Genomic DNA, 26056 nt, shown 5'->3' with positions numbered 1-26056 from the left:
TCTCGGTGACTTTCGTTCTGGTACCCCCTGCGGTCGCTCCGCAGTCCTCGGATCCGCTCGCGGACCGGCTACATCAATGAGATGTCCGACACATCCGACGCGTAGTGATGCGTTTCCGCCATGGCCGATTCCGGCAGCAAGGCGCTCGAGAGGCCGCCGCTCGAGGCCAGTGTCAGCGCGGAGTGATCGTAGGTGTGCTCGGCGACCGCGAAACCGGAATCGGCCGAGTGGTCCACCGTGAGCGGCGCCGAGATGCCGTGCGGCTTCGGGTCGATCACCTGCGGCTTGATCGGCGCCTGGGTGGGCGCGGGAGCGTTGATGGTCGGCGCCGGAGTGTACGGCTCGACGGTGGGAGCGTGCGCGGGGGCGCTGTAGGTCGGCTGGTCCGGCGCGGTGTAAGTGGGCTGGTCCGGGGCCGTATACGTCGGCTGCGCCGGCCTGCTGACGGTCGGTACGTCGTCGGTCGGCAAGTGGTTGGTCGGCGGGGTGTCGTGTGAGGTGCCGCCGGTGCTGGGGCGGCCGGTGCCGCCGCCCGGTGTCGTCACGTCGTCGTCCGGAGTGGTCGGGGCATGCGGCGCCGGGGTCTGGGTGACCGTCGCGCCCGGGGTCTTGGTGGTCGGCCCGTCCGGCGCGGTGGTGATGCCGCCGTGCGGCGCCGTGGTCGCGCCGGGGAGCTTTGTGACGTCGATATCCGGCGTCTTCGGCACGGACGGGGCGGTGACATCGCCCGGAACGCTCGGCGTCGGCGTGGTCTTCACGATCGTCGTCGGGAGCGTCACCGTCGAGGCGGGCGGCTGGGTCGGATGCGTCGAATGGGACGGATGCGGATCGGTCACCGGGGCGGGCTTCACCGCGGGCGTCGGCCGCACGGCATCGAACAGCGCGGGGACGGCCGCCGCCGGAGCGGTCAGCACGGACGGCCCCTCCGGCGCGGCGAACACATTCGCGATCGGAGTCGAGGCGACATCGGGCTGGATCGTGGTCTGCAGCGGAGTGACCGCGACGACCGGAGCGGCGGCGACCGCGGCGGGCGCGGGCGCCGGGGCGACGGCAGGAGCAACCGACGCGGCAGGCGCGACCGTAGCGGCGGGAGCGGCCGGTGCCGAGGCCGCGAGCGGCTGCGCGACGCCCGACGACTGCGCCATGCCCGCCGAAGAGGACTGCGTGGCGCCGGAGGCCGCCGACGACTGCGTCGCGGACGAGCCCGGTGACGTGAGTCCACCGAGCAGTCCGGGATGGCCGGGCCCATGCGGTTCGGTGACCGGGTGATCGATGCCGTCCGGCACGTGGATGCCGTCGGCCAGCCAGTCGGTGTACTCGTCGAGCTGATCGCCGACGTGACCGACCGCCATATCGACCTTCATCTCGGAGGTGAAGTAGATCCCGTTCGGGCCGAGACCGAAGTCGACCTGCCACTGCGTGCCGACGAACGCCCCGAGATCGCTGCCCGCGCCGACGCCGTCGAACGGATCGCCCGCCGTCGGCGCCGCGCCGACGCCGCTGTTTCCGGGCAGGTCGAAGACGGTGGAGCCGGGCGCGACGAAGCCGTTCGAGCCGGGCAGGCCGAACCCGTGCCCGGCTTGGCCGAGTCCGTGGCCGGGCAGGCCGAACCCGTGGCCGCCGGGTGCGTCGACATCGCTCGCTGCCTCGGACCGGACGCCGGGCAACGAGAAGCCGTGGGAGGTGTTGCCCTCGGTCCCCGGAATGGTCAATCCGGATCCGGAACCGCCGTCCGTGCCGGGGATGCCGCCGAGCCCGGGGACACCGCCTTCGGAGTGTCCGGGCAGTTGCATCCCGTGTGCGCCGGACTCGCCGCCGGGCAGCGTCGGCAGCGGCATCCCGGCGTCGGTACCGCTGTATTCGCCGAGCGAGGGCAGCGATCCCGCGGGGCTTGCGCCGATGCCGGGCAACGTGAACCCGGGGGCCGGGTTGACCGGGGCCGTATTTCCATGGGCGACGGGGCTGTTGGAGCCGTGCGAGGAGAACGGCGCGGGCTCGACGACCGGGTCCGGGAAGGTGATCACCGGGCTCGGCTGATCGGGATCGGGATCGGTGCTGTGCGCCCAGCCGGTGTGCCAGCTGTCGAGGCGGGATTCGCCCGGTTGCGCGGGCACGCCGCCGCCGTTGGCGGCCACCAAGGCGCCGCCGGTGACATAGGCGCCCGCTCGCGCGACCCGTGCGACGCCGGTGGCCACCCGGTAGGCGGTGTCGCCTGCGCGGTCGGCGCCTTCGGTGTCGTCGTCGAAGGGCAGATCACGCGTCATAGAAGCTCCACTCTCGATTGTCCAGCATCCTCACCGCGCCGGTCCGACCGAGTGAAGATCACCCCAACAGTATTTCGGGAATACTCGCCTGTCACATTCTCCAGGACTGGAGAGAATGCCACTGTGGTGAGCAACACAACCTTGCCATCCGAATTACCGGATCGGAAGCCCCATTTCCGATGGCCTTTCCAGACCGCGCGCAGTCTCCGATACGCACCCTCACCAGGTCCGATCGCATCATTGCCTGCGTGGCGGCGGACGCGACGGGAAAACTAATAGAACTCTAAGAGTTGCCGAAGGAGTGCTGAAGATCCGCTCCGTACCGTCGAATTCGATGAAACGGCCATTCGGCAGACACGAACCCGCCATCTCAGACTGTGGGATTAGATTGACACCATGGCCGGACAACGAATCTTGGTCGTGGACGACGAGGTTCGCGTCCTCGCGTCGCTGCGGCGGGGACTGGAACTCTCCGATTTCGAGGTCGTCACCGCGGCCGACGGCGCCGAGGCGCTGAGTATGGTCCGTGCCACCACGCCCGACGCGATGGTCCTGGACGTCAACATGCCCGAACTCGACGGTGTCGGCGTGGTCACCGCGCTGCGGGCGATGGGCAACGACATCCCGATCTGCGTGCTCAGCGCGCGCACCGCGGTCAGCGACCGGATCGCCTGCCTGGAGCGCGGCGCCGACGACTACCTCACCAAGCCGTTCGATCTGGGCGAGCTCGTCGCCCGGTTGAACGCGCTGCTGCGGCGCAGGCAGAAACCGGCGCCGCGGCCGGAGGAGGTGCGCACGGTCGGGCGGGTACGGATCGACCCGGCCGGGCACCGGGTGCTGGCCGGGGGCAAGCCGGTGGAGCTGACGAAGCGGGAATTCGAGGTGCTCGCCCTGCTCGCCGAGCACATCGGCGTCGTACTCGGCCGCGAGCAGATCCTGTCCGCCGTGTGGGGATACGACTTCCCCACCGACACCAACGTCGTCGACGTGTTCGTCTCCTATCTGCGGCGCAAGCTGGAGGCGGACGGCGTGCCCCGGGTGCTGCACACCGTGCGCGGCGTCGGCTTCGTCCTCAGGGAGGAACCATGAGCGGGTCACCGTCGCTGCGCACCCGGGTAGCCGTCGTGTCGGGGGTGGTCGCGGCGCTGGTCACGCTCACCTTGACGATCACCTTCGCCACCCTGCTCGGCGCCACCGGCGAACGTCAGCTGGACCAGACCGTCTCGTCGATGGCGGTGCGGATCGCCGCGCCCCTCGAAGCGGCTCCCGCACCACCGTCCGCGGCCACGCTGTCTCCCGAGCAGGCGCCGACGGACGCGCGGCGGCCGGGCGTGCCCGCCGACGCCGCGATCACCCGGGTCGACGGGTTGCCCGGCGTGCTGGTCGCGCTCGATCCCGATCGCGACGTCGTGGAGGCGGCCATTCATCGCAGTCAGCGCATCGGGCTCGGCATCGGAGTGGCGGGCGCGTTGCTGGCCGCCCTGCTCGGCTGGTTCCTCGCCGGATTCGCCGCACGCCCGCTGCGCCGTCTGGCCGACGCCACCCACCGCATCGACACCTTGGAGGAACTGCCGCCGCTGTCCGGCCGCGGCGCACGGGAAGCCGAGGAACTCTCCGACGCGATCACCCGCATGCTCGCCCGGCTGGAAGCCGCCCACCGCGCCACCCAGCGAGCGCTGACCGGCGCACGCGACTTCGCCGCGGTCTGCGCGCACGAATTGCGCACGCCGCTCACGGCTTTGCGCACCGACCTGCAGGTCCTGGCCACCAAGGAGATTCCGGAGCAGCAGCGCGGCGCGATCATGTCCGAGGTGCTCCTCGCCGAACAGCACATCGAGAACACGCTGACCGATTTGGAACGCCTCGCGATCGGCGAACTCACCGGCCCGGACGTCTTCGAACCGTTCGACCTCTGCGACGTGCTGGACCGGGCGGTGCACGACGCGCGGCGCAGGCACCCGGGGGTGCGGGTGGAACTCACCGAATGCGCTCCGGTCACGGTGACCGGTTCGCCCGGCGGCGTCGGGCTCATCGTCACGAATGCCGTCGCCAACGCCGTGCAACACGGCCGGGCCGAAACCGTCGCCGTCAGCGCCCGATCCGGCCCGGAGGACATCGTGGAGATCGACGTCGACGACGACGGCCGCGGCATCCCCGAGGCGCTGCGCGCCGACGCCTTCGACCGCTTCGTCAAAGGCCCCGGCTCCCCCGGCTCCGGACTCGGCCTGGCCCTGGTCCGCCAGCAAGCCGAATTGCATTCCGGCACTGCCGAACTCGGCGAAAGCCCGCTGGGCGGAGCGCGCCTGCGCGTCCGGCTGCACGCGGCGGGTTAGCCGCCTACTTCTTGTCCTTCGGCTTGTCCGAAGCGGCGTCGGAGGACAGCGCGGCCACGAAGGCTTCCTGCGGGACGTCGACGCGGCCGATCGTCTTCATCCGCTTCTTGCCCTCCTTCTGCTTCTCCAGCAGCTTGCGCTTACGACTGATGTCACCGCCGTAGCACTTGGCCAGCACGTCCTTGCGGATGGCGCGGATGTTCTCGCGGGCGATGATCTTCGACCCGATCGCGGCCTGGATCGGCACCTCGAACTGCTGGCGGGGGATCAGCTCGCGCAGCTTGGTGGTCATCTTGTGGCCGTAGGCCTGCGCCGCGTCGCGGTGCACGATCGCGCTGAACGCGTCCACCGCCTCGCCCTGCAACAGGATGTCCACCTTCACCAGCTGCGACTCCTGCTCGCCCGACTCCTCGTAGTCGAGGCTCGCGTAGCCGCGGGTGCGCGACTTCAACGAGTCGAAGAAGTCGAAGATGATCTCCGCCATCGGCATCGTGTAGCGCAGCTCGACGCGCGTCTCGGAGAGGTAGTCCATGCCGCCGAGCTCGCCGCGGCGGGACTGGCACAGCTCCATGATCGAACCGATGAACTCGCTCGGCGAGATGATGGTGCACTTCACGACCGGCTCGTACACCGTCTTGACCTTGCCCTCCGGCCAGTACGAGGGGTTGGTGACCACGTGCTCGGTGCCGTCCTCCATCTCCACCCGGTACACCACGTTCGGCGCGGTCGAGATCAGGTCCAGATCGAACTCGCGCTGCAGGCGCTCGCGTGTGATCTCCATATGCAGCAGGCCGAGGAAGCCGCAGCGGAAACCGAACCCCAGCGCCACCGACGTCTCCGGCGTGTAGGTCAGTGCGGCGTCGTTGAGCTGCAGTTTCTCCAGCGCGTCGCGCAGGTCCGGGTAGTCGGAGCCGTCCACCGGGTAGAGGCCGGAGTACACCATCGGGCGCGGCTCGCGATACCCGGTGAGCGGTTCGCTCGCGCCGCCGCGCGCGCCGGTCACCGTGTCGCCGACCTTCGACTGACGCACGTCCTTCACGCCCGTGATCAGATAGCCGACCTCGCCGACGCCGAGACCCTGGGTCGGCTTCGGCTCGGGCGAGACGATGCCGATCTCCAGCAGCTCGTGGGTGGCGCCGGTGGACATCATCTTGATCTTCTCGCGCGGGGTGAGCTTGCCGTCCACCACGCGGACGTAGGTGACCACGCCGCGGTAGGTGTCGTAGACCGAATCGAAGATCATCGCGCGGGCGGGCGCGTCGGCTTCGCCGACCGGCGGCGGGACCTGCGCGATCACCTGGTCGAGCAGATCGGTCACGCCCTCGCCGGTCTTGCCGGAGACGCGCAGCACGTCCGACGGGTCGCAGCCGACGATATGCGCCAGCTCGGCGGCGTAACGGTCCGGGTCAGCGGCGGGCAGGTCGATCTTGTTCAGCACCGGAATGATCGTCAGATCCTTGTCCAACGCCAGGTACAGGTTGGCCAGCGTCTGCGCCTCGATCCCCTGCGCAGCGTCGACCAGCAGAATCGCGCCCTCACACGCCTCCAGGGCGCGCGACACCTCGTAGGTGAAGTCCACGTGGCCCGGTGTGTCGATGAGGTGCAGCACGAAATCGGTGCCCGCGTGCTCTCCGGTCCGGGGCTTCCAGGGCAGCCGCACGTTCTGGGCCTTGATGGTGATGCCGCGTTCGCGCTCGATATCCATCCGGTCCAGGTACTGCGCACGCATCTGCCGCTCCTCGACCACACCGGTCAGTTGCAGCATCCGGTCGGCCAGCGTCGACTTGCCGTGGTCGATGTGCGCGATGATGCAGAAGTTCCGGATCCGGGCGGGATCGGTGAACGTCGTGTCGGCGAAGCTGGCGGGCACTCCACTCCTCATGGGTATCGGCAAACTGCCGTCCATCGTCCCATGATGCTGTGTTGGTTTTTGCAGCGCCTGCGGCGCTGCGTGTTCACGGCCCCGGAAAGTCTCGCGTCCGAGCGACCGAGACTCGCGACTTCGTCGCATGCGCTTCGGTCACTCGGACGCGAGACGGGCCGCGAACGGTGCTCGTAAGACTCGCACTCGGGGGGCTGGGGTGCGATCGAGCGGGGCGGGGGCTGGGGTGCGGTCGAGCGGGGGGCGGGCTGTTCGTCGAGCGGCCCCTCATGGCATGAGAGGCGGGGCCGACAACGTGCGATGTTGGGGCCAGTGGTTACGTCGCGGTCGATAGTCCGGACGACACAACGAGTCCCATGCGGGTGAGAAGCGGCGGGTGCGCCGTTATTCTCCAGGGATGGCCCGAAGTTGGAACACCCTCGGCAAGCAGATCGGTCTGATCGCCAAACAACAGGGTCCCGAGATCGTCAAGCAGCAGCGGCCCGGGTTGGTCGACCGGCTGGTGGGGTCGCTGGCCCAGCGGCGCGCGACCGGCGTCGCGGTGCGGCCCGCCGCCTCCCGGCCGGTGCCGACCGCGGAGCGGGCCCGGCAGATCGTCTACTCGCCGCAACTGGACGGACGTGCCGATCCCGGCGAGATCGTGTGGACCTGGGTGCCGTTCGAAGAGGATCCCGGCAACGGCAAGGACCGGCCCGTGCTGGTGGTCGGCCGCGACCGTCGCACGCTGCTCGGCCTCATGCTGTCGTCGAATCCGGAACGCGCCTACGACCGCAATTGGATCGGCATCGGCAGCGGTGCGTGGGACCACGACGGCCGCCCCAGCTGGGTGCGACTCGATCGGGTGCTCGACGTGCCGGAGGCGGGCATCCGCCGGGAGGGCGCCATCCTGCCGCGCAAGACCTTCGATCTGGTCGCCCACCGGCTCTGCGCCGAGTACGCCTGGCACTGAGGACGAAATGTCACGCGTAGCGGGGCCGACCAAGATCGCCATGCTGGTCACCGATGTCGGTTTCCTCCTCTACTGGGCGATTGCGTTCGCCCAGTTGATTCCCCCCGAATGGGCCTACAAGGACTACGCCGACCCGATACTCGGCGACTGGAACTACTCGTTCGTCGTGCTGGACCTCGCCGCGAGCGCCACCGGCTTGGCCAGCCTGTGCAGCGGGCCGGGCGGGCGCACCCTGATGACCATCTCCTTGACTCTGACCAGCGTGGCCGGGCTGCAAGCACTCGCGTTCTGGACGCTGCGCGGCGACTTCAACCCGGTGTGGTGGGCGCCCAACCTCTTCCTGCTGCTGTTCCCCCTCCCCGCCTTGGTCACCCTGGTATGCGACGGCCCGCAGGAGCAATCGGCGAACTGACGATGCCGACGCGCCTGCGGATCGATGACCCGGGGAACCGCGTCAGGAGATCATCTCGCGGGAGCGGCCGTACAGCAGGCCGTACAGCAGCGCACCGAGGGCGCCGCCGATCAGCGGGAAGACGATGAACGCCCAGATTTGCCCCATCGCACCGTCCTGATAGGGCGCCACGGCGAGACTGCGGGCCGGGTTGACCGAGGTGTTGTCCACCGGAATCGACACCAGGTGGATCACCGCCAGCGTGACGCCGATGGACAGCCCGGCCAGCGGCACGTCGGAGATCTGGTCGGTGGAGGACAGCACCACGAAGACCAGCAGCGCCGTCAGCATCACCTCGACGATGATCATGGCGGCCACCCCGTACCCGTTCTGCACCACCACCTCGCCGAGCGGTCCCCGGATCGCCGACGGACTGTGCTTGCCCCACCCGTTCGCGCCGAGCCCGTCGACCGGCCGATCGTAGGACGGCAGGTTCTTGGCCAACGCGAACAGCACGAGTCCGGCGAGGAGTCCGCCGATCAGTTGCGAGATCACATATCCCGCGGCGGACACGCCGCTGAGCCTGCCGAGCAGAAGATGCCCCACGGTCACCGCCGGATTGACGTGGCAGCCGGAGATGGGCCCGATCGAATAGACCAGGAACATCAGCGACAGGCCGAAGCCGAGCGCGACGCCCAGCGGACCGACCTTCTCCCCCGCCAGCACCGCGGTGCCGACGCCACCGATCACCAGGACGAAGGTGCCGAGCGCCTCGGCGCCCCATTTCTTGCTCTCGGGAATCGGTTTGTTCTCGACAGCCTCTTCGACTACTTCCTGGGCCGTTGGAGACATCTGTCCACCTTCCGCGTTCCAGACCTGCGCTCGGACTAGTCGTGGTACCGCTTCGACAACAGAGCCGCTCGAAGAGCAACGGTTGCTCTGAGGACGCTACGCGAGTCGAGTGATCTCTACAACGACTTCGGGGGTCCGCCGAGCCGTCCCCGGGAAGGGAGCAGTCAACAGCGGAACGTCGGCGTCGATCGAGGGTGGACTCGAGGAAAAATGCTGGTCTCCAGGGTTATGCCGCCGTTCGCGCCGGGCCGACTCCGATGTCTCGGCATCGTCGGGAGCGTGCCAGGCAACCGGGGTAGCCAGAAATCCACCCCGCGTCAGGGGCGCCCTCTGCGCGGCAGCATGCCGGGCGCACGGCTGCGATGCCCTCCGGAGCGCAGGTAGAGGTCGGCAGCACGAACCCGCGCAGGACGGAAGCCCGATCGCCCGACGGGCGATTATCCGAGCGGCGGCCGTCCGACCGGTCGAGTGTCGATTTCGTGCGCAGGACGGCGACTGGTAACCTCGATCTTCGGCGCTGCGTTACCCGTCCACCTCGGGTATGTCGCGCGCTCGACGAACTTTCCCAGGACAGACCAACCAGACAGGAACACGAGGAACCGGCGTGGCCAACATCAAGTCCCAGCTGAAGCGGATCCGCACCAACGAGGCGGCGCGCAAGCGCAACCAGTCGGTCAAGTCCGCGTTGCGCACCGCCATCCGCAGCTTCCGCGAGGCCGCGGCCGCCGGCGACAAGGACGCCGCCGCCGAGCGCCTGCAGTTCGCCAGCCGGAAGCTGGACAAGGCCGCCTCGAAGGGCGTCATCCACGCCAACCAGGCCGCCAACAAGAAGTCGGCCCTGTCGCTGGCCTTCAACAAGCTCTGATCCACTCGGTACCGCACGCCGGTACCGCGCTCGTGCTGTGACGCAGCCGCCGTGGCCTCGACGACCACGGCGGATTTTGTCGTGCCCCGATGGCAACAGTGCGTCCCGCCCTTTCTACCTGGGGTTTCGGGATTCGGCCCGCGCCGTGTCAGAGGTTCCAGCTACCATTCCGCGCATGGTAACCGTGTATGCCAATCAGACGGTCGTTCGCGCCGAGGATCTGCCGGATGTGATCCGCGCGGCCGAGGTGCTCGGCTTCGGACTGAAGATCGAGAATGTGCTCGTTCCCGACGACGACGGCGGTTACTCGTTGGAGTGGATCGTCACGCGCGACGAGGACGTGCCCGCCTACGAGGAGTGGGACGGCCGCTACGAGGACGCCGACGACGATGGTGAACTGATCCTGAGTTCCGCGGAATAGCCCCTGGTCACGGCGCGTCCAGAGCGGCGACCAGCCGGTCCAGCGCCGCCTGGGAATCGGCGTCGGCGGCGCGGTAGATGACGATCCGCTGGTCGGGATCCTGCACAGGCATCAGCACCTCGTAGCTGACGACCAGCGGACCCACCAGCGGATGCCGCAGCGGCTTGTTCCCTCGTCCCTGCACCCGCACGTCGTGGCGGGCCCACGCCTGCTCGAACTCCGGACTGTGCGCGGTGAACTCGGCGATCAGCTCGGCCAATGCGCGGTCGTCCTGGTGGGCGGCCCATGCCGCGCGCAGATCCGCGATGCCCTCACGAATGACGCGTTCGCGCTCGACATAGAAATCCCGCATGCTCGGGTCGAGCAGGCACAACCACATGGAGTTTCGCTGCCGCTCCGGGAGCGCGCCGAAATCGGTGATCAGCGCCGCCATCTCCCGATTCCAGGCCAGGATGTCGTAGCGGTGGTTCACCAGCATCGCGGGCAGCGGCGACAGATCACGCACCAGCATGGCCAGTGCGGGCGCCGGGGCGGTGCTCGGCTTGCCATGGTCCGGCTGCCGCTGGAGCGCCAGATCGAACAGATAGGCACGCTCGTCGTCGTTCAGGCACAGTGCTCGCGCCAGCGCGTTGAGCACCTCCACCGACGGACGCAGGCCGCGCCCCTGCTCCAGCCGCACGATGTAGTCGGTGCTCACGCCCGCGAGTTCGGCGACCTCTTCCCGGCGCAGCCCCGGTGTCCGGCGGGCCTGCCTGCGCTGCGGCAAGCCGAGATCCTCCGGCGTCAACCGCTCCCGGCGGGCTCGCAGGAAGGCGCCCATTTCCTGCACCCGATCCGCGCCGCCGCGACCTGCGCGGTCACCGGGAGTGCCGCCGCCGGAGGCAGCACGGCGCCGAGTCGGATCCGCCGCGCTCTCGGGCTGCCCCTGACCACGTGGGCTGCCGCCGTCGGATCCGAGGTCGCGGCGCCGAGTCGAATCCGCGCCGTTCCCGGGCGCTTGGGTGCGCGAGCTACCGCCGGGCCCGAGCTCGCGGCGCTGGGTGGAGTTCACCGTGCCAGTCATCACCGTCGATCCTACGGCTGCCTAGGACTGGCCTTCCCAGGATGAAGCTTCCCTTACTCGGCTTCGCGCGCCGTTGAAAACTGGCTATCGACAACACGGCATCGCGAACACAAGGAGCTGGACATGTCCGGAGCCCGCACCCTCGACACCTACCGGCTGCTCGGCCGCTCGGGACTTCGAGTTTCTCCGCTGTCCCTGGGAACCATGACCTTCGGCGCCGATTGGGGCTGGGGCGCGGACCGGGACGAAGCCCGCAAGATCTTCGACACCTACGTCGAGCGCGGTGGCAACTTCATCGACACGGCCAACCAGTACACCAACGGCACCTCCGAGCAACTGCTCGGCGAATTCACCGCGGACAACCGCGAAAGCCTGGTGCTGGCCACCAAATACACCATGCTGCGCCGCCCGGGCGACCCGAACTCCGGTGGTAACCATCGCAAGAGCATGATCGGCTCGGTCGAGGCCAGCTTGCGCAGGCTGAACACCGACTACATCGACCTGCTCTACTTGCACGCCTGGGACTTCCTGACCCCCGTCGAGGAAATCCTGCGCGGCATGGACGATCTGGTGCGCTCGGGCAAAGTGCTCTACCTCGGCATCTCCGACGCACCGGCCTGGCAGATCGCGCGGATGCAGACCATCGCGGACCTGCGCGGCTGGTCGCCGCTGATCGCACTGCAGATCGAGTACAGCCTGATCGAACGGACCGTCGAGCGTGACCTCATCCCGATGGCGCGCGAACTGGGCCTCGGCGTGATCCCGTGGTCGCCGCTGGCCAGCGGCGTGCTCACCGGCAAGTACAGCCGGGCCGATCTCGCCCACGAGGCGGACGGTTCGCCCGAGGGCAGCCGCAAGAACGTGGCCGCCGCCAACGGCTCGCTCACCGAGCGCGGGCTCGCCATCGCCGATGTCGTCAAGCAGGTCGCCGACGAAATCGGCAAGACGCCTTCGCAAGTCGCGCTGGCCTGGACGCTGCGCGACCCCGCGGTCACCTCGCCACTCATCGGCGCCCGCACCGCGGCGCAACTGGAGGACAACCTCGGCGCCCTCGATGTGGAGTTCGACGCCGCTCAGCTCGCCCGGCTCGAACAGGCCAGCGCGGTGGACCTCGGCTTCCCGCACGAGTTCCTGAACCGCCCCATGACCCAGAGCGTCACCTTCGGCGACCTGAAGATCGAAGGGCGCGCCTGATCGTCGACCCGTGCGGCGGTGCGGAACTGGAACCGCGCCGCCGCACAGGGCTGTGACCTCGGCGTCGCGCACTTCCCGAGCACGCCTCGGCTTACGGCGCACCGGGCTCGTACTCGGGGCCGCTGACCTCCTGACCTGCATCGCCCGGCCGAGCACCGGCGGTGTCTCGGCGTGTGATGGTCCCAGGCGGGTACTGGACGGACGAACGACGCCCCGACCAGCGCGAACCCGCCCATCGCGCACGTGGATCGCCGCGACAGGGTGATCGTCTGCACGTCCGCGCCACTGGCGCGCCGCGCCCCCGGGATTCCGCGCCGAGGCGATGCCGCAGAACTCGTCAGCACGGATCACATGGGCCCTATCGCCGATCCGGGGAGCCGCGGCCATCGCGGCCATCGCGGCCATCGCGGCCATCGCGGCCATCGCGGCCATCGCGGCCATCGCGGCCATCGCGGCCATCGCGGCCATCGCGGCCATCGCGCAGTGTACTCACCGATCTCCCTCAGACGCTCACGTGGCCGTTGATCCGACGAAAGTGACGAGACTCACAGTTCGATCAGTTCGGGTGCGCCGCACCGTCCACATCGTTGACCGCAACGACCGAGGAGAGTGGCCATGGACCTGGACGAGATCACGATGTGGACGCGCGCCGAACGTCTCGCCATCGCCGACCTCCTCGACGACCTGGACGACCACGAATGGACCGCCGACTCGTTGTGCCCCGGCTGGACCGTGCACGACGTCTCGGCTCACCTGACCCTGTCCAATCGAGTCACCTTCGGTGCGACGATCGCGGGAATCCTCCGGGCGCGAGGCGACTGGAATCGGATGACGGAGCGCATGGCACGCGACCGCGCGAGCCGCTACTCACCCGCCGAGCTGATCGCGCAACTGCGCGAAGGCGCCGCCTGGACTCGGCGGGCGCCGGGAGCCGGGCCACTGGATCCTCTGATCGACACCATGATTCACGGGCAAGACATCGCCCGCCCGCTCGGCAGGCGACACACCATGCCCCTCGAGCAGGCCGTCGTCGCACTGGAACACGTGCTGCGCAGCCCGTTCTACGGGGGCAAGAAGCGTCTGCGCGGTCTGCGCCTGGTTGCCACCGACGCGGAGTGGTCCTCCGACACCGGCACGGCGGAGATCGAGGGACCGCTGAGCGATCTGCTGCTCGTGGCGACCGGACGTGCGGCAGGGCTCGCCGGATTGACGGGCGCGGGTGTGGAAAACCTCGCCCGCGCGCTGTAGCGGTCGAGCCGGTCGGGATGCGCAGACATGGATCACGAGGCGGAGCGGCGCGCATTCTGGTCGGCGGTGGCACGGTGCCTGGCGAATGGCTGGCGGCTCGTAAGCGCGAACACCTCACTTGATCACGACACGCGGCCTGGTCGACGTGGTCATTCCCAGTGCTCGGAACCGATGGTCGTCTCGATCCGCCAGGTCACGACGTCCTCACCGGCCGAAGCGAACTGGCCCTGATGTGACCGAGCACGCCCATTCTCGGCAAGCAGGATGCGGCGGGCCCTGCCGCAAGTGTCCGCACCGACCACTACCCGCCTCCGTATCGAGCGGGCCACTCGATCTCACGCGAGGCCAGCGCGATGACCGAACCGGCCCCGATCAGCCCGCGCCGTGCAGATCGAGTATTCGGGTGAGGGCGTGTTCCAGCGCGTAGCCCGCGTCGGCGGCGCCGCCCTTCACGTCGGCGTTGAGGGTCGCGACCACCTGGAGGGCGGAGCCGATGGTCGCGGGAGTCCAGTTGCGGGCCTGGGCTTGCGCTTTCTTCACCTTCCACGGCGGCATGCCGAGTTGCTGGGCCAGTTTGAACGGGTCACCGCGCCCGGCCGAGCCGACGCGCGCGATGGTGTGCACCGAGTCGGCGAGCGCGTCGGCGAGCAGGACGTGCGGCACGCCGCGATCGTTCGCCCAGCGCAGCGCCTCCATCGCGCCGGGGCGATCCCCCGCCACCGCCAGTTCGGCCACGTCGAAGCCGGAGACCTCGGCTTTGCCCGAGTAGTAGCGGCGCACGGCCGCCACGTCGATCTTCCCGCCGGTGTCCGAGGCCAGCTGCCCGCACGCCGCCGCCAGCTCACGCAGGTCCGAACCCACCGCCTCCAGCATCACTTGGACCACCTCGCCCGACACTCGCACGCCGGCGTTGCGGAACTCACCGCGGACGAATTCGACTCGCTCCGCGGCCTTGGTCAGCTTGGCGCAGTCGTGGGTGACCGCGCCGACTTTCTGCAAAGCGGGCGCGAGCGCCTTGGCTCGCCCGCCACCGGAATGCACGATGACGAGCACCACACCCTCGGGCGGACTCTGAGCCGCCTCGGTGATCACAGCGACCGCGTCCTTACCCGCTTCGGCCGCGGCCTCGAGGATGATCACCCGGTCCTCGGCGAACAGCGACGGGCTAAGCAGTTCCGCGAGCTCCGCGGTGCTCGCGTCCCCCGCGCGCAAGCGATCTACCGGCACCGCGTCCGGGTCCGGGGCCAACGCCCGCACCTGCGCGGTCAGCGCCCCCAGCGCCCGCTCGATCAGCAGTTCCTCTTCCCCCAGCACCAGGTGCACCGACGCGGGCCGCTCGCTCACGACAGCGCCTCCTCGATACCGGAGGGCGTCATGCCCCGAGGAACCGCCGCATTGCTCCATCCGCCGCGCTCGTCCACAGCCCGATCCTACGGTTCTCAACCGACACCTCGTGAACTCGTCACGCGTAGGTGTCCGCTGCTGCCGGACACCACGATGTCGCCTTCCCGGTCCGTTCGGGACACCATGGCGCCGAGGGCGGACAGGTCCGCGAGGACGGCGGGGTTGGGATGGCCGAAGGTGTTGTCGGCGCCGACGCTGACGAGCACCAGACGGGGCCGTACTGCGTCCAGGAATTCTTTGGTTGTTGTACGTGATCCGTGGTGCGGGAGTTTGAGGATGTCCGCCTGGATGGGGATCCCGGCATGCATCAGAGCCCGCTGCGCGGACGCTTCGATGTCCCCGGTGAGCAGGATCCGGCCCGCGGGCGTGCGGGCGGTGACGACCACCGAACGGTCGTTGGCATCCTCGGTTTCGGCGCCCCGGACGGGTCGCGGCCCGCTTCTGGACGGCGCGAGCACTTCGAGTTCGATCGACCCGAAACTCAGCAGGTGCCCGGCCGACAACTCCAGCAGCGGCACTCCCGCGCTTCTGGCGATGGCCGCGACCTGGGCGAGCCCCGAGGCAGGAGTACGGGCGTCACCCGATGGGCGCACCGACCGTTTGCTCTCGAATTCGGCTGCATCACAATGGAGTTGCTCGCGCGTGCTCCCGTAGGAGGAGTGCTCGTAGATGCCCGGCGCCAGCCTTCGCGCGTCTCTCCGGCCGGTCGGAGGGGTGCGATGATTCTCCGCATCGCGCGTCGCGGCACCGATGAGCGCCGGTGCATTCGCGGCCGGTGCAGCGGTCGGCACGGAGCCGCAGCCGGGCTCGACTTCGGAAGTCGGCCGGCCGGGGCCGGGCGGAGTAGGCGGCGCAAGACCGTCGAGCTCGTGGATTCCGACGGCGATCGCGTCGACCGCACGCTCGTGCAGTGCTCCGGTGAGCCCGTCGATGTGGTCCGCGTGCGGATGGGTGAGGATCAGCAGCGGGATGCGCGCGATGCCCAACCGATCCAGGCAAGTGCGGATCGGGCGCGGATCCGGTCCGACATCGATGACGATGGCGGCGCCGGAACCGACCGACAGGGCGAGGCCGTCGCCTTGGCCGACATCGCATGCCGCGAGAATCCAACCGCTCGGCGGCCAGCCCGGATGCCAGAGCCGCACCGGGACCAGCACCACCGCGACGCCGAGCACCATCGCGGCGGCGATCCGCCGCACGGCTCGGGCACGCATGCCCGCGATCGCGCCCGCCACGACGGCACCCGCGATCAGCCCGCCCGCCACACCACCCGGCACCGCGACGGATGCGCCGGGCAGCGCGGCCGCGTGGCGGGCCACCCACAGCAACCACCACAGCGGCGGCGTAGCACAACGCAAGACCAGGTCGGCGAGCGGCGACCACAGGCTCGCGAGCACCGCACCACCCGCCCCGACGACGGTGATCGGCGCGATGACCGGGGCGACAAGGACATTCGCGAGCACCGCGACCAGGCTGAGCCGTCCGGTGAGCGCGATCACGATCGGCGTCGTCACCACGAACGCCCCGGCGGACACGGCGACTATCTCGGCGGGCACGCGCCACCATCCCCTGGCACGCAACCAGTCGCCCCAGCTCGGCGCCAGCAGGATGAGGCCACCCGTCGCGATCACCGACAGCGCGAACCCGGCGTTCACGGCGAGCCCGGGCCACAGGGCGAGCAGCGCGATGATCGCGGCGCACAGCGCGGGCAGCGCTTGCTTACGACGACCCGTGAGCACGGCCAGCAGGGTGATCGCGCCCATCGCACCGGCGCGCAGCACGCTCGGGTCCGGCCGCGCGACGACGACGAACATGAGCAGCGCCGCCGCGGCGACGGCCACCGCGCCGCGCGGGCCGAGGGTCAGCACGCGCACGACGAACAACACGACGGACAGCAGGATGGTGAAATTCGCGCCGCTGACCACGGTCAGGTGCTGTAGCCCGGCGATCTCGAAGTCCTCGCGCACCTGTCCGGACAGCGCCGAGGTGTCACCGACGACCAGCGCGGGCAACAATCCCGCGGCGTCGGGCGGCAGTGCCCGCATGGCCGATGCCGCGAAATCGGTACGCACCGAATCGGCGATGCGCTGCCACCAGGGCAGCGGCCCCGCGGCGACCGGCGCTCCCTGTGCGTGCAACGTCACGACGGTGAGGTCGGGCCGCCGCGGCTGGTCCACCCGGGCCCGGAACTCGACCGGGCCGCCCGGCGACAAGTCGGCCCACTCCGGTCCGGAAGCCAGGACGACCACCGCGCCACCGGCCCGCACCGTCACACCCCCGCGCCGGTATTCGCGCAGATCCGCCCGGACCACCCATTGCCGGTCCGCACCGGCGACCTTGGCACGCAGTGGTTTCGGGTCGTCCGTCGGGGTGACCACCACGCGCAGCGACTGCCCCGCGGCCGCCCGCAACGGATGGTTCGCCACCCGATGTTCCCGCCATGCCGCGGCAGCCGCGAAGCCCGCTCCCAAAACCACAGCCGCGAGGGCCACCACCGCTACCGCTCGCCGACGTTCGCCACGGTGCGCGATCGCCCACAGCAGCAGAACCCACAACCCGATGGCCGAAACTGTCAACGCGGCCGCCAGTCCCACCCCGGCTCGCCACCCCGCCGTCACAGCCACGATCGTTGCGCCCCAACACGACAGCGCGGCCGGTAGGAGGCGGGCGTCCAGCACCTGGCCAGTACCGGGATCCTCCGCCGCGACGCCCTGCTCCGAACCTCGAACGCCTGCGCCCGTGCCGGCCACCGGCGACTCCACACTAGAGCCCAGCCTCCGGCGGGCCAGCTCGATCGAACCGTCGGCGGTCATACCCGGACCAGCTCCCGCAGCCGGGCCAGCCGGGCCGGGCCGATGCCGTCGACCTCGCCGAGTTGCTCGACGGACGTGAAACGTCCGTTGGCCGCACGCCAGCTGACGATGGCGCGGGCGGTGACCGGCCCGACACCGGGAAGAGCGTCGAGGTCGGACTCGGAGGCGGTGTTCAGGTCGATCCGACCCGACGGGCCCGACGGGCGATTCGGTGTGGCGGCGGATCCGGAGGACGGTCGCCCGCCCGCACCGATCGTGCTGCTGCTCTGCTGCGGCCCGCCGGGGCTCGGAGCGACCGGTCCGACCAGCACTTGGTCGCCATCCGACAACCGCTGCGCGAGATTCAGGCCGGTGGTGTCCGCGCCCGCGCTCGGGCCGCCCGCCGCGGCGAGCGCGTCGGCGACACGCGACCCTTCGGGGAGGCGGACCAAACCGGTGCGCTGGACCAGGCCGACCACGCTGATGACCAATTCGGGCGTCGGCGGGGGCGGGTCGACGCGCTCCCGTGGTGCTGCGACGGCGCTCGCCGAAGCGGCAGTACCCGGTGTTGCCAAGGCAACGGCCTGCCCGAGCGCCAACGGTGGCACCGGCTGGGCGATCGGGCGATCGCGGAAAACGATCACGCCGGCGACGACCATCGCGGCGAGCCCGACGAGCGCGAGCGCACGCACCCCGTGACGCCCCGGATCGAATCGGATGCCCCGCAATCGTTCGGGCACCAGGCGGTGCCGCCAGTCGGGCCCGGTCACCGGCTCCGCCAGCCAGCCGGGGGACCGAACGCGACCGACATCGTCTTCGGACTCCCGGTCGGGGGCCGGATGGCCGGGCAACCGCAGGAGATTCCATTTCCCCGCCCCGCCGGAACTATCGTCCGGCCCTGGTTCACCCTGTCGCGTAACACCATCGGCGAAGCCCCCTTCGTGTGTCGATCCGCGCCAGTCCTCGTCCTCCTCGGATCCGGTCGCCCGGGTGTCCACCGCTGTCCCGCCAGAACGAGATGTGGACGGCGCTTCCCCAGTCACCGGCTGAGGACGATCGACCTGCGGTGTGCGAATCACCGATCCTGAAACCGCTGCGAGTGAGGAGGTTTCGCGGGGAAACGGCGAACGTGCCCCCGCGCCGGACCGCCCCACGCGTTGGGCGGCTGCCCGGGTGGCACTCGACTCGCCCGCACGATCCGGCTGCCCGATCATCCGTCCGGATTCGCCGCTGTGGAATCGTGCCTTCGCCCGAATAGACGCTGCCCGTTCGGCTTCCGGCGACGTCGTCTCGGCGCCCACACCGGCCGTTCTGCTCGCGCCGACCCGGGCGGTCAGTTCACCCAATCGCCGTCGTACCCGCTCGCGTTCGTCCTGTCGTGACATGGCGGCGACGGTAGTGCCGCCACACGGCCGGAAAATCTGTCCGACCAGCGGATTCGACGAACCTGTTGATAACCGGAGCGCTGTGCACAACTCGCCCTGGAGCGGTTGGCGCATTCCTCCGAACACGCCGCGTAGTTCGCATACCAACTTCCCGGGACACGGCTCGGTGGATTCCGGCCGAGCGCACCGAGCCCGCCGGATCGGGGCCGACGCGTCGAGCAGACTGTGCCTCCGACCGGAACCTTTTGGTCAGCTAACCTCGTCGACGCCCACCATGCGGCACCGCAACACGGCGAGCGGATGACCGGCCTCGCCGATGCCGCGGCAGACTCTGCCTGCGGAGGATCGAAGGAATTCCCGGCTCAGCCCAGATCCTTGGCGAAGCAGTTCGACAAAGGCAGTACCTCGTACGGCGAGAAAATCGGAATACGGTGATAGCCGCTGCGCTCGTAGAAGCGAACGGCCTCCGGTTGCAGGTGACCGGTTTGCAGTATCAGGCGCGGCTGCCCGGCCCTGCGGGCGGCATCCTCGGCGGCGGCGAGCAGCACGGCCGCGGCGCCAGAGCCACGGTGCGCGGGACGGACGAACATCCGCTTGACCTCGAGTTCCCCCGCGTTCCACCGCAGGGCGGCATGGCCGACCGGACCGCCGGAGTAAGCGACGAAGGTGCTGTGCACGGTGGCCGGGTCGACGGCGTTCGGATTCGTGGACAACTGCTTCGCCAAGTGGGCATAGCGCGGCCCGACCTCGGCAGCCATCTCCGCGCGCAATGTCACCGCGTCAGGATGATCCCAGTCCACCGAGGTCACGGTGAGCGGCGAACGGAGCGGCGGCCTCGACACACTCATGCCCCGACGCTAACCACAGGACGAACAGCCCGCCCCTATTCGGATCACCGAGATTGCTGTGTTCGGCGACGTTCAGTGGCACCCGCCCGGCACCACCAGCACACCCAGCGCCCCCAGCCCCAAGTGCACCGCCAGCGCGGGTCCGAATTCGGCGACGATGAGTTCTCTGATGCCGGGCACGAGTTCGCGCAACTGGCCCGCGACGGTCTGCGCCGCTTCCTCGGCGCCGAGGTGCTGCACGGCCACCGCGGCGCCGTCCTCGCCTGCCGCGTCGACCGCCGCGGCGACGAGCTTCGCGTACGCCTTGGAGCGCGTCCGGACCTTCTCGCGCAGTTCCAGCCGCCCTTCGACGATGTGCAGCAGTGGCTTGGTGACCAGCTCGCTGCCGAAGAACGTGGCCGCCGACGACAGCCTGCCGCCGCGGCGCAGCTGCTCGGTGCGATTGACCAGGATGAACGTGCGGGCACGCGCGGCGGCGGCGACCGCCGCGTCGTAGACCACGTCCAGCGGCGCCCCGCCCGAGGCTCGGCGCGCGGCGGCCAGCGTGGGCAGCCCGGTGGCCAGCCCCGCCCCCAGCGAGTCGACCAGGCGGACGCGGTCGGCGGCGTCCATGTCGCGCACGGCCTGCCGCCCGGCCTCCCAGGTCCCGGACAGCCGACGGGAAAGATGCACCGCGACAACGCCGTCGCCGCCGCTGCGCTCCCAGGCCCGCTCGTAGACCTCGCGCAGCTCCCCGGGTGAGGGGGCGGAGGTGGTCACCGTGTCGGAGGCATAGTCGACGTCGACGGGATCCACGCCTTCCCGCATCGCCCGGTCACCGACCAGGACGTGCAGCGGGACAACGGCGATATCCAGTTCGTCGAGGTGTTCGGCAGGGAGGCCGGCGGACGAATCGGTGACGACCACGACTGCCACGGACTACCGAACCTCCTGCAGGGTCTTCACCATCGCGTTGGCCACCGCCGTGTGCCCGTCCCAGCCCCAGTGGATGCCGTCCGGGTTCGCCTCGCCGGAGAAGATGTTGTCGCGCACCGCTTCACCGAGGTCGACCAGCGGCACCGAGGTCCGGCCCGACCAGGCACGCAGTGCCTCGACGGCCCGTGGCCTACCGGAGTGCACGCGACCGTAGGCCGCGCAGTCGTGCACCGACGGCAGTACCGCGACAACGGGCAGGCCGGGGCGCAACTGCGCCAGCGCCGTACGGGACTGTTCCAGGTAGTCGACGCTCACCTTCGGCGGAAGCGCCACGGGCCTGCCGAGTTTCGACAGTTTGGGCTGCAACCAGTTGTAGCCGGCGCGCACGACGCGGCGCAGAGCGGGCGGGCGCACATAGCGGATCAGCTCGCGCAGGGCGGTGGGCAGCGGCGAGGGCAGCGTGTCCATACCGCCGACCGCGAAGACCACCGCACCCGCACGCGGCACCGCGGCCCATACACGGGGATCGCCGATCAGCGCCCAGTAGGCGTCGCGGCAGGTCCAGCCGATCCGCGCGACCAATTCGACGTCCCAATCGAGCTCGGCGGCAACCAGGTTCGGCCAGATGCGCGGATGGTCGGCGGGCAGTCCGCCCTTGGGCCCGAAGTAGGAGAGCGAGTCGGCGATCACCAGCAGCACCGGGCGCGCGACTTCGCGTGTTTCGGCCGGATCGTCGGCGGCAAGGGATTCCGCAGCGGCAGCGGCCGGCTCGGACGCCGCGAGTTCGGCTTCCGCTGAAACGGCGGGCCCGTTCGGCGCTGTGGCGGGTTCGATCACGGCGTCGGTGGGCGCGGAGATCGCTTCGGCCGCCACCGATTCGCCGAGCACTGCTGCCGGGCCATCCGGCGCGACAGCTTCGGCGAGCGCGTCGGCCGCGAGCTCGTCCGCCGCCATAGCCACCGGTTCACCCGACTCTGCTGTGAACCCGATCGGCACCGCGGCAACCGATTCCGCGGTCGCCGCCACCGCGTTCGTAGCAACCGGTTCGCCGGACTCCGCGGATTTATTCGGTGCTGCGGCGGAAGATGCGGCGTCCGCTGCCCCGGCTCCGCTCGCAGCCGAGGCCACCGATTCGCCGAGCGCTTCCGTCAACTCGGCGACCGGTTCCGGGGCGTCGCTCGTAACGGCGACGGGCGAGGTGTCGGCGTGCGGTCGCGGCTCCGCTCCGGCGACGATGCCGCCGGATACGTCGTCCTCCGCGTCGGATTCCTCGACGGACTCGGACCGGCCGTTGTTTTCCACGGCCGAGCCGGAGGCGTCCTCGGACGTTGCCTCGGGTTCGCGGGATGCCGGTGTCGGGCCGCCGAACAACGCGTCCGGCAACTGCCGTTCGGGCTTGGCCGACACCTTACGGAACAGTTCGTCGGGGACCGATCTGATCGGCTCTTCAGAGGACATCCGGTGCTACCTTCGCCGCCGCGTTCCACACATCCAGACGCCAGCCGGGCTGTTCGATGCTCGGGCCGTGACTGCTGAGCTGCACCCAGCTGGTGTTGGCCAGTCCTCCGAGGATCGGCCAGTTCTGCGGCGGCAGGTCGAGCAGCGCGGCCGTGAGGGCGGCGATCAGCCCGCCGTGCGCCACCAGGATGATAGTCCGGCCGGGCCAGTCCTGCCGCTCGACCAGCAACTCCCGCACCACCGGCAGCGACCGTGCGCCGACCTCGAGTTTGCTCTCGCCGTTGGGCGGGGTGTAGTCCGCGTTCAGCCGCCACGTCATGCGCGCGCCCGGGTAGTCGGCATCGACTTCCAGGTGGGTCAGGCCCTCCCAGTCGCCGAGGTTGGTCTCCCGCAACCTGGTGTCGGGCACGACGGTGAGGCCGGTGTGCTCGGCCAGTGCCGTCGCGGTGTCGAAGGCCCTGCGCAGATCCGAGGAGTGGATGGCGATGGCGTTGCGCGAAACCAGTTCGCGGGCGGCCTCTTTGGCCTGTCTGCGACCGAGTTCGGTGAGATCGGTGTCGATCTGGCCTTGCATCCGGTCGGCGGCGTTCCATTCGGTTTGCCCGTGGCGCAACAGGATCAAGGTGCGCACGCCGGCATGTCTGCTCACGATCGCGCCTCGTCCTCCGTCGCCGCCGAGCGTGTCTCCGGAGGCCCGGTGAGGCCGGTGACCGGCACGACGGGGCAGTCCTTCCACAAACGTTCCAGCGCATAGAAATTGCGCTCGTCGTTGTGCTGGATGTGCACGACGACGTCGACGTAGTCCAGCAGCGCCCAGCGGCCTTCGCGGGTGCCCTCGCGCCGGACCGGCTTGTGCCCGGCCGCGCGTAGCTTCTCCTCCACGTTGTCGACGATGGCGTTGACCTGGCGTTCGTTGGGCGCCGACGCGATCACGAAGCAGTCGGTGATCACCAGCTGCTCGGACACGTCGAGCACCACCACGTCCGACGCCAGCTTCTCGTCCGCGGCCAGCGCGGCGACCTGCGCGATCTCCACCGACTCGGTCGACGCCGTCATGCCCGCACCTCGCTGCGCTCGCTCACGCTCAGCTACCTTCCGCTGCTCCGGGCACATACAGGTGCCGCTTCGATATGTACTGCACCACGCCGTCGGGGACGAGGTACCACACCGGCCGGTTCTCGGCGGCGCGGCGACGGCATTCACTCGACGAGATAGCCAGCGCGGGGACCTCGATCATGGTCACCGCATCCGCCGGAAGATCCCGCAGGTGCTCTTGAAGGTGATCGATGTTCAGCTCGTACCCCGGACGGCTCACCCCGACGAACTTCGCCAGGTCGAACAGTTCCGCCCAATCCTGCCATGTCAGGATGCTGGCCAACGCGTCCGCACCGGTGATGAAGTACAGCTCGGCACCGGGGTGCGCCGATTGCATCTCCCGCAGGGTGTCGACGGTGTAGGTCATCTTGCCGCGATCGATGTCCGCGCGGCTCACCGAGAACCGCGGATTGGACGCGGTCGCGATGACGGTCATCAGATACCGATCCTCGGCCGGGCTGACCTGTTTGTGCGATTTCTGCCACGGTTGCCCGGTCGGGACGAAGATCACTTCGTCCAGGTCGAACCGGTGCGCGACCTCGCTGGCGGCGACCAGATGCCCGTGGTGGATGGGGTCGAACGTGCCGCCCATCACCCCGAGCTTGCGGCCGCGCCGACCTCTCTCGTGCATGACTGCCGAGCTTAACGGGTCGCGCACGGCCCGCACGGGCCGGTCAGCGAGGGGCGGGCACCGAACTGGGGACACCCGCCCGCAGTCCGGTCCGCCGCAAGCCTCAGGCGCTGGTTTCCGGGACGCCGCCGATTCGCAGCATGCGAGCCAGTTGTTCGCGGGTGTGCGCGAGTTCCTCCGCCGCCTCGGCCGACCGTTCGGCCAGCACGGCCAGCTCGGCGGTCAGCGCCCGCATGGAGGTGAGCCAGGGCTCGGAGTCGGCTCCGGGCGACACCTGGAGCCAGGCCGCCGACCGTAGACAGGCCGCCCGCGCCGCCACCGCGCCCAGGCGGCCCCACAGCTCGGCGGCGCGATGGTAGGCCGCCACCGCCTCGTCGTCCTGCCCGCAGTGCTCGAGCGCGCCCGCGGCCGACCACGCCAGCTCGGCGTGCAGCTTCGTCCGTTCCGGATCGTGCTCGACCAGACGCGCCCCTTCGAGGAACCGCCGCGCGGCCTCGCGCGGGCGGCCGAGTGCGTCCAGGGAGCGGCCGAACTGCGCGCGCACCACCGCCAGTTCACCGGACGGATACGGGATGGCGCCGCCGGCCAGCGCCTGTTCGAACAGGGCGACCGCCTCGCCGTGGCGCTCGGCGCGGTGGAACGCGCGCGCGGCGACCACAGTGTGGTGCAGCACGTCCGGTTCGGACAGTCCCTCCCAGCGCGCGGCGGCGCGCACCGCGGCGTCGGCCAGATCGAGCTCGCGGTCCGGCTGGCTCGCGATGGCGATGACCAGCTGCGCGCCGAGCCGGGCAGCCTCCTCCCCCGTCAGCACCGGCGTGCCGAGCGCCAGCGCTTCCCGCAGATGCGCTTCCGCCTCCTCGGGCGTATCGGCGAGCCGGGCGGCGCCGAGTTCGGCCAGCCTGCGCACCTCACCGGCTCGATCGCCGGAGAAGTCGTCGGCCGCCGGAGCGCTGTCGGGCATGTGCGCGGCGCGAGGCAGCGTGCTGCGGACACCGAGCGGCAACCGCTCGAGCAGCGGCTCGGCGGCGAGCCGGGCGGCCGTACGCAGGCTGACCGCGCTGTTGCCGTTGCGGGCGTCGTAGCGGGCGCACAGCGCGCCGATCTCGGTTTCCAGCCTCGCGCGCACCGATTCCACCGTCCCGTCCGCCAGCGGGAGATCGCCCAGGCGCAGCGCGACCAGCCTGCGCAGCAGCACGCACACACCGGTCGCGAACGCGAGCCGCGCGCCCGCGTCGGCGCCGGGATCGGCCAGCCAGCTCGCGTGTTCGGCGAGGATCTCCAGCCCGCGCGCCTCGTTGCCGGTCAGCGCGCAGAATTCCACGTGCAACGCCACCGACGGACGCAGGTCCTCGGTGTGCCGGACCAGTGGGTACCCGGTCAGGTGCGCGCCGCGCGCGGCCGCGACGCGCCCGGTGCGCACCAGCGGGAGCAATGCCTCGGCCAGCACGCGGTGCGGTTCCTCGGCACACGACCGGTCGCCGTCGAGCACGGGTTTCCACCGCGCCAGCCCGGCCTCGTCGTCGCCGAGGTACACGCTCGTCACACCCCATTCGCTGCGCTCACAGGCGTCGCAGTCGGACATGCTGTCGCGCGCGGCGGCCATGGCCTGCGCCAGCCACGCGGCGGCGGCCGCGGTGTCACCGATCTCGCGAGCGAGTTCGGAGCGCAGCGCCAGCACCGGGCGAAGGCTGTAGCCGCGCTGCCGGTAGCGGTTGTCCAGCTCGTCGAACCAGCGATCGATCGTGGCCAGCGGTATCGCCGGGTTGTCGATCATGCCCCAGGTCATCCATTTCAGGTACCAGTGCACCGAATGCGTCATCGGGCCCAGTTCGGCGGGATGATCGTCGTAGACGCGCAGCAACCTGCCGTAGACCACGGGCACCAGATCGCGTTCGCCCGCGTAGGTGTAGGACTGCGCCAGCTCCAGCAGCACCCTGCCTTCGAGCGCGCGATCCGGACCGGTTTTCGCGGCCGCGGCCAGGGTCTCCAGTCGCTCGGTCCGCGTCCGGCCGTGCGGCAGCGGGTAGATGTGCGCCAGTGCGGCGTTGATCTCGGCGGCGTCCATG

Annotated in this window: 22 protein-coding genes; 8 read left to right on the top strand and 14 right to left on the bottom strand. The window is 70.0% G+C overall.

The features are described from left to right. Nucleotides 1–68 precede the first annotated feature (68 nt). Complete coding sequence (locus ABZ803_RS14665) at nucleotides 69–2264, bottom strand: hypothetical protein (RefSeq protein WP_357037284.1); 2196 nt, start codon at nucleotides 2262–2264, stop codon at nucleotides 69–71. A 396-nt stretch (nucleotides 2265–2660) separates the two neighbouring features. On the opposite strand from ABZ803_RS14665, the gene ABZ803_RS14660 reads away from it, so the two are divergent. Both ABZ803_RS14660 and ABZ803_RS14655 read left to right on the top strand, forming a co-directional pair. Next, nucleotides 2661–3353 carry a response regulator transcription factor gene (locus ABZ803_RS14660; RefSeq protein WP_040865535.1) on the top strand — a complete coding sequence of 231 codons (693 nt, stop codon included), beginning with the start codon at nucleotides 2661–2663 and terminating at the stop codon, nucleotides 3351–3353. Then, complete coding sequence (locus tag ABZ803_RS14655; RefSeq protein WP_357037280.1) at nucleotides 3350–4597, top strand: HAMP domain-containing sensor histidine kinase; 1248 nt, start codon at nucleotides 3350–3352, stop codon at nucleotides 4595–4597. The genes ABZ803_RS14660 and ABZ803_RS14655 overlap by 4 nt, the downstream gene beginning before the upstream one ends. Before the next feature lie 4 nt (nucleotides 4598–4601). Here the strand turns inward: ABZ803_RS14655 and lepA are convergent, their stop codons facing one another. Then, on the bottom strand, nucleotides 4602–6503 hold the full coding sequence (lepA, locus tag ABZ803_RS14650) for a translation elongation factor 4 (protein WP_357037277.1): 1902 nt from the start codon (nucleotides 6501–6503) through the stop codon (nucleotides 4602–4604). Between the two features lie 373 nt (nucleotides 6504–6876). On the opposite strand from lepA, the gene ABZ803_RS14645 reads away from it, so the two are divergent. Continuing rightward, nucleotides 6877–7428, top strand: coding sequence for a type II toxin-antitoxin system PemK/MazF family toxin (locus ABZ803_RS14645; RefSeq protein ID WP_357037274.1), 552 nt, complete (start codon nucleotides 6877–6879; stop codon nucleotides 7426–7428). A gap of 7 nt (nucleotides 7429–7435) precedes the next feature. Further along, nucleotides 7436–7840, top strand: coding sequence for a DUF5360 family protein (locus ABZ803_RS14640; RefSeq protein WP_357037271.1), 405 nt, complete (start codon nucleotides 7436–7438; stop codon nucleotides 7838–7840). Nucleotides 7841–7882: 42 nt separating this feature from the next. Here the strand turns inward: ABZ803_RS14640 and ABZ803_RS14635 are convergent, their stop codons facing one another. Then, nucleotides 7883–8671 carry an aquaporin gene (locus ABZ803_RS14635; RefSeq protein ID WP_357037268.1) on the bottom strand — a complete coding sequence of 263 codons (789 nt, stop codon included), beginning with the start codon at nucleotides 8669–8671 and terminating at the stop codon, nucleotides 7883–7885. A gap of 604 nt (nucleotides 8672–9275) precedes the next feature. On the opposite strand from ABZ803_RS14635, the gene rpsT reads away from it, so the two are divergent. Further along, entirely contained in the window at nucleotides 9276–9536 is a 261-nt protein-coding gene (rpsT, locus tag ABZ803_RS14630; RefSeq protein WP_063053356.1) for a 30S ribosomal protein S20, read from the top strand. 175 nt (nucleotides 9537–9711) lie between these two features. Further along, nucleotides 9712–9957: a hypothetical protein gene (locus ABZ803_RS14625; protein WP_040865529.1), complete on the top strand. Its 246-nt coding sequence runs from the start codon at nucleotides 9712–9714 to the stop codon at nucleotides 9955–9957. Between the two features lie 7 nt (nucleotides 9958–9964). Here the strand turns inward: ABZ803_RS14625 and ABZ803_RS14620 are convergent, their stop codons facing one another. Next, on the bottom strand, nucleotides 9965–11020 hold the full coding sequence (locus ABZ803_RS14620; RefSeq protein WP_357037263.1) for a helix-turn-helix transcriptional regulator: 1056 nt from the start codon (nucleotides 11018–11020) through the stop codon (nucleotides 9965–9967). A 123-nt stretch (nucleotides 11021–11143) separates the two neighbouring features. Here ABZ803_RS14620 and ABZ803_RS14615 point away from each other — a divergent pair, with 123 nt between their 5' ends. Both ABZ803_RS14615 and ABZ803_RS14610 read left to right on the top strand, forming a co-directional pair. After that, nucleotides 11144–12214, top strand: coding sequence for an aldo/keto reductase (locus tag ABZ803_RS14615; RefSeq protein ID WP_062976549.1), 1071 nt, complete (start codon nucleotides 11144–11146; stop codon nucleotides 12212–12214). 615 nt (nucleotides 12215–12829) lie between these two features. After that, nucleotides 12830–13462, top strand: coding sequence for a maleylpyruvate isomerase family mycothiol-dependent enzyme (locus tag ABZ803_RS14610; RefSeq protein ID WP_357037258.1), 633 nt, complete (start codon nucleotides 12830–12832; stop codon nucleotides 13460–13462). A gap of 372 nt (nucleotides 13463–13834) precedes the next feature. Here ABZ803_RS14610 and holA read toward each other — a convergent pair whose 3' ends face one another. From holA to ABZ803_RS14560, 10 genes are all read right to left on the bottom strand, one after another. After that, a complete protein-coding gene (holA, locus tag ABZ803_RS14605; RefSeq protein ID WP_357037255.1) occupies nucleotides 13835–14806 on the bottom strand; it encodes a DNA polymerase III subunit delta in 972 nt (323 codons plus the stop codon). Between the two features lie 95 nt (nucleotides 14807–14901). Continuing rightward, a complete protein-coding gene (locus ABZ803_RS14600; protein ID WP_357037252.1) occupies nucleotides 14902–17616 on the bottom strand; it encodes a ComEC/Rec2 family competence protein in 2715 nt (904 codons plus the stop codon). Nucleotides 17617–17675: 59 nt separating this feature from the next. Continuing rightward, nucleotides 17676–18509 (bottom strand): ComEA family DNA-binding protein, encoded by an 834-nt coding sequence (locus tag ABZ803_RS14595; protein WP_357037249.1) that lies wholly within the window; start codon nucleotides 18507–18509, stop codon nucleotides 17676–17678. Between the two features lie 896 nt (nucleotides 18510–19405). Beyond that, the gene (locus tag ABZ803_RS14590; RefSeq protein ID WP_357037246.1) at nucleotides 19406–19891 is read right to left on the bottom strand and encodes a GNAT family N-acetyltransferase; all 486 of its coding nucleotides are present in this window, start codon (nucleotides 19889–19891) and stop codon (nucleotides 19406–19408) included. Between the two features lie 72 nt (nucleotides 19892–19963). After that, nucleotides 19964–20806 carry a DegV family protein gene (locus ABZ803_RS14585; protein WP_357037243.1) on the bottom strand — a complete coding sequence of 281 codons (843 nt, stop codon included), beginning with the start codon at nucleotides 20804–20806 and terminating at the stop codon, nucleotides 19964–19966. Nucleotides 20807–20809: 3 nt separating this feature from the next. Further along, entirely contained in the window at nucleotides 20810–21505 is a 696-nt protein-coding gene (gene octT / locus ABZ803_RS14580; protein ID WP_357038105.1) for a diglucosylglycerate octanoyltransferase, read from the bottom strand. 748 nt (nucleotides 21506–22253) lie between these two features. Continuing rightward, complete coding sequence (locus ABZ803_RS14575) at nucleotides 22254–22916, bottom strand: histidine phosphatase family protein (protein WP_040865576.1); 663 nt, start codon at nucleotides 22914–22916, stop codon at nucleotides 22254–22256. Next, the gene (gene rsfS / locus ABZ803_RS14570) at nucleotides 22910–23320 is read right to left on the bottom strand and encodes a ribosome silencing factor (protein ID WP_040865522.1); all 411 of its coding nucleotides are present in this window, start codon (nucleotides 23318–23320) and stop codon (nucleotides 22910–22912) included. Before rsfS ends, ABZ803_RS14575 begins: the two co-directional genes overlap by 7 nt. 28 nt (nucleotides 23321–23348) lie before the next feature. Beyond that, nucleotides 23349–23990, bottom strand: coding sequence for a nicotinate-nucleotide adenylyltransferase (gene nadD, locus ABZ803_RS14565; RefSeq protein WP_084499312.1), 642 nt, complete (start codon nucleotides 23988–23990; stop codon nucleotides 23349–23351). Nucleotides 23991–24093: 103 nt separating this feature from the next. Beyond that, nucleotides 24094–26055, bottom strand: a complete 1962-nt coding sequence (locus ABZ803_RS14560) for a hypothetical protein (protein WP_357037239.1) — start codon at nucleotides 26053–26055, stop codon at nucleotides 24094–24096. Between the last annotated feature and the right edge of the window lies 1 nt (nucleotide 26056).

It is taken from the genome of Nocardia sp. NPDC047648 (assembly GCF_040642815.1).
In the GTDB taxonomy this organism is placed as follows: Bacteria; Actinomycetota; Actinomycetes; order Mycobacteriales; family Mycobacteriaceae; genus Nocardia; species Nocardia gamkensis.
This window is presented reverse-complemented; position numbering and strand designations above follow the sequence as displayed.

Coding starts and splice junctions, on each gene's coding strand:
- ABZ803_RS14665 (WP_357037284.1), bottom strand. CDS start 2,264: ATGACGCGTGATCTGCCCTTCGACGACGACACCGAAGGCGCCGACCGC.
- ABZ803_RS14645 (WP_357037274.1), top strand. CDS start 6,877: ATGGCCCGAAGTTGGAACACCCTCGGCAAGCAGATCGGTCTGATCGCC.
- ABZ803_RS14635 (WP_357037268.1), bottom strand. CDS start 8,671: ATGTCTCCAACGGCCCAGGAAGTAGTCGAAGAGGCTGTCGAGAACAAA.
- rsfS (WP_040865522.1), bottom strand. CDS start 23,320: ATGACGGCGTCGACCGAGTCGGTGGAGATCGCGCAGGTCGCCGCGCTG.
- lepA (WP_357037277.1), bottom strand. CDS start 6,503: ATGGACGGCAGTTTGCCGATACCCATGAGGAGTGGAGTGCCCGCCAGC.
- nadD (WP_084499312.1), bottom strand. CDS start 23,990: ATGCACGAGAGAGGTCGGCGCGGCCGCAAGCTCGGGGTGATGGGCGGC.
- ABZ803_RS14560 (WP_357037239.1), bottom strand. CDS start 26,055: ATGGACGCCGCCGAGATCAACGCCGCACTGGCGCACATCTACCCGCTG.
- ABZ803_RS14590 (WP_357037246.1), bottom strand. CDS start 19,891: ATGAGTGTGTCGAGGCCGCCGCTCCGTTCGCCGCTCACCGTGACCTCG.
- ABZ803_RS14660 (WP_040865535.1), top strand. CDS start 2,661: ATGGCCGGACAACGAATCTTGGTCGTGGACGACGAGGTTCGCGTCCTC.
- ABZ803_RS14610 (WP_357037258.1), top strand. CDS start 12,830: ATGGACCTGGACGAGATCACGATGTGGACGCGCGCCGAACGTCTCGCC.
- ABZ803_RS14620 (WP_357037263.1), bottom strand. CDS start 11,020: ATGACTGGCACGGTGAACTCCACCCAGCGCCGCGAGCTCGGGCCCGGC.
- ABZ803_RS14625 (WP_040865529.1), top strand. CDS start 9,712: ATGGTAACCGTGTATGCCAATCAGACGGTCGTTCGCGCCGAGGATCTG.
- ABZ803_RS14655 (WP_357037280.1), top strand. CDS start 3,350: ATGAGCGGGTCACCGTCGCTGCGCACCCGGGTAGCCGTCGTGTCGGGG.
- ABZ803_RS14640 (WP_357037271.1), top strand. CDS start 7,436: ATGTCACGCGTAGCGGGGCCGACCAAGATCGCCATGCTGGTCACCGAT.
- ABZ803_RS14615 (WP_062976549.1), top strand. CDS start 11,144: ATGTCCGGAGCCCGCACCCTCGACACCTACCGGCTGCTCGGCCGCTCG.